Origin of the sequence: Leptospira sp. B5-022, assembly GCF_000347035.1 — a bacterium.
Classification (GTDB): domain Bacteria; phylum Spirochaetota; class Leptospiria; order Leptospirales; family Leptospiraceae; genus Leptospira_B; species Leptospira_B cinconiae.
This window is the reverse complement of record NZ_ANIJ01000009.1, coordinates 1-2,025: the sequence shown is the minus strand read 5'-3', so window position 1 is coordinate 2,025 and position 2,025 is coordinate 1. Positions and strand designations below refer to the sequence as shown.

1 protein-coding gene is annotated in these 2,025 nt (G+C 42.4%); it reads left to right on the top strand.

The window, feature by feature from the left end; genetic code table 11:
• Positions 1–435 precede the first annotated feature (435 nt).
• Positions 436–1,953: a DUF5982 domain-containing protein gene (locus LEP1GSC192_RS03380; protein WP_020768528.1), complete on the top strand. Its 1,518-nt coding sequence runs from the start codon at positions 436–438 to the stop codon at positions 1,951–1,953.
• Positions 1,954–2,025 lie beyond the last annotated feature (72 nt).

The window sequence follows — 2,025 nt, the reverse complement described above, 5'->3', positions numbered from 1 at the left end:
AAAACAGCTAGAGCGGTATCGTTTTCACGAGACAGATTCGGTGAAGACGAGTCTTACAGCAAGACCAGCAGATATTTCGTTCGCTGCGTGAGGTAAGGGCCCTTTCGCACAGAGGACACGGAGTTCACAGAGGAGTCTGTATTTCAGAATTCTCATTATGATCCCCAACTCAGTGTTCTCTGTGGGCTCCCTGCGAAATTATATTATAAAAGTCTAAAGTTTGGCAATCTTGTTCACTTATATATCACTTATATATAGGTCAAAATCGTGTTTTCCTAATGCATGGCCCGATATTTTTTTTACAACCCCTGTGACGAAAGGGAACATTTCCAGGGTGAATGGGGTCCTTCAAAACTTGATCCGAAATTTTCAATTGACATAAGCCATTATCGCTTCAAAAACTAACGAACTTAAAATCTTAAATCCGGAGTATACATGAGGATTAAAGAAATTAAATCGTTGGTGCTAACGATTTGTTTTATAGCGGTAAGTTTTAACCTAAACGCCGAAGACTATATTCCAGAGCCGGGATGCGAGAAGCCTGCTCCTCGCAAAAATTTACCGTTTCATATGGATTCTTCCAAACAGCTTTGTGCGAAAGATCTAGCCGAAAAAAGAGAAGGTTGGTATCCTACCGGACTTCCTCTTATTAATTCGGATCCATTGGAAGGTGTCGGCTTTGGTGTTCGGGCGTATGCCTATAATAACGGTCTGAAATCGGATCCGTTATTCGATTATACTCCCTATAGAGTAAGGTTTTTTGCTCAGTATTTTAATACGAGTAAGAATGCACAATATCATCAACTTAGTTTGGATATGCCGTTTATCGCGAATACGCAATGGCGTCTACGTGCGGATGCGTTTTTAACGATTACACCAACCACTCTCTACTTTGGGATCGGCGAGGGCTCCTTAAAGACCTTAAGTTACTATGATCGTAATCAGCCGGGTGGGGATTATTACACGAACGCAACTTTTGCGGATCAAAGTAAAAATTTTAGTTATTATAGACCGGGAGGTCCTCAAGATCCGGTATCCTTTGGTGGAAATACCTATTACGGAGTTCCGAGCCAGCCTGGATTTGTCGTCACCAATAGAATGTACAACGGTTATATTATAGAAACTCCTATGGTTAACCTAAGTACGGAGAGATCGTTCTTTGGTGGAACGGTTCGTTTGGTCGCTGGTTTAAAAGCTTCCGAAAATATTATCAGAACATACGACGGGAAAAAGGCCCCAGGTTACGATCCGGTTTTAGGTATGGATTACGGGGCTAATGTGCCTAACGCTAAAACTCGACTAACTGAAGATGCGGAGGCCGGAAAAATTTTAGGGTATCACGGCGGTTATGTAAACGCAGTTCGTGTCGCACTTGTGTATGATACTCGGGATTTCGAACCGGATCCGAATAGTGGGGTATTTATAGAAGGAACCTTCGAAAAGAACAACAAGGCATTCGGTTCGGATTACAATTTCCAAAAATACTTTGCTCAAGGAAAATTTTTCTGGAGCCCGTTTCCTAAGGTATTCGAAAAACTCGTGGTTGCTTCCCGTTTTGGAGCAGGTTTATCCGAAGGCGATGTTCCGTTTTTCGAATATAGAAATATGTGGGGAACGGAAGGTTTGATTGGAGGACTTGGAGGTATTCGTACCATCCGCGGTTACAAACAAGACCGCTTTGTGGGACGTGCAATGGGCTGGGGTAATATCGAGGTGAGATGGAAATTCGGATCCTTGAAGGTAGGTGACGAATTCTTTGCATTCAATTTGGTTCCTTTTATGGACTTCGGACGAGTTTGGGACGACGAGCATAAGGCAGGTCTCAAGGGTTATAAATATTCCCACGGTCTTGGACTTAGGATCGCTTGGAACCAGGCTACGATCATCATGATCGACTGGGCCAAATCGAAAGAAGACGAACAGTTATTCGTGAATTTTAGCCACGCGTTTTAAGGAAAGAAGAGATGAGAAGAGTATTTTATATAATAAGATCATTATTTACCTTATTCGCGTTTTGTATATTCG